The organism is Streptococcus mitis SK597, from assembly GCF_000148545.1.
GTDB classification, from domain to species: Bacteria; Bacillota; Bacilli; order Lactobacillales; family Streptococcaceae; genus Streptococcus; species Streptococcus mitis_C.
Genome location: NZ_AEDV01000046.1, coordinates 1 through 1,109, shown reverse-complemented (window position 1 = coordinate 1,109; position 1,109 = coordinate 1). Strand labels below are relative to the sequence as shown.

Genomic DNA, 1,109 nt, shown 5'->3' with positions numbered 1-1,109 from the left:
AAACACCTGACTCATAGGTTTTCGTATTTCGAGTATCAATTATTTTAGTCGTACTGTCGGTGATTTTGATAAAGTTGTTAAAGTAGTTCTTATCTGTTTCTAGGGATAGGAGCTTATATTTGCTTTTTTCCTTTTGAAAAATGTTAATAAATCGTTGGTAGTCTTCTCGAGGCATGGATAGATCAATATCATCGTCCCAAGGGATAAAGCCCTCATGTCGAACCGCCCCAATCAGAGTACCGTAGTTAATAATATAGTTGATATTGTGCTTTTTACAGAGAGTATCAATATAATCCAAAATTTCTAATTCAATTTGTTTGGCATCTTCAATGGTTAGTTGTTTCATTCTATACTCCTATGATTTTTTGAATTTATTTTTTAAGGCTAGGACATGGTTTAAAAATTCATAGAAAATGCTATCTTTGGTAAAGACAAGTAGTCCAACATAAGAGATGGCTGATAGCAAGACAATCAAACCAGTATTAATCAAAAATGGCAAATTAATGACCATATCCACAGGATACAAGAAATTAATCAGGAAATAAATTGCTACAAAGGAAAGTGAAAAGAGCGAGTATCGACCAGTATAACTGAAGATATGTCCCAAGTGGATGAGCTGTTTTCTATGGATGAAAATGATATAGAAAACAAGTAGAGAGGCCTCTGACAACATAGTTGTCAGTAAGTAGTATTCAGGAGCCACGATTTGGTTAAAAAAGAGAAGACTATTCAAGCCCAAATTGAGCAATCCAGCGAAGACTGTGTAAACGGTAATACGTTTTTCATAGCCATTTGTAAAGAGAATTTGTGAACCAAGAATGGTATCTAGTGCCAGGATAATCGTACGAAAAGCGAAGAGAGAGGTTAAGATACCGCCTCCTATATATTTTTCACTACCGTAAAGTAGGATGGCATTTGGTCCTAGAACCATGAGTCCAAAGCTCAGTGGAATGATAAAGAAGTTAAAGATTCGACTACCTCTATTAACCAGGGAAACATAGGCTTCTTTGTCTCCTTTACCCAAATAGTAACTGAGACGAGGCACACTCACTCCGATAGCTCCTGTTACAACCCCAGCTATAACGGTCACAATTCGTTGAGCCATGGTG

Annotated in this window: 1 protein-coding gene and 1 pseudogene; both read right to left on the bottom strand. The window is 36.5% G+C overall.

Annotated features, from left to right (window positions below):
- A partial coding sequence (locus tag SMSK597_RS0102510) for a LicD family protein (RefSeq protein WP_000811877.1) occupies positions 1–346 on the bottom strand: 346 nt, incomplete at its 3' end.
- A 9-nt stretch (positions 347–355) separates the two neighbouring features.
- Positions 356–1,109 (bottom strand): annotated as a pseudogene (gene tacF / locus SMSK597_RS0102505) (type IV teichoic acid flippase TacF); the annotation flags it as partial.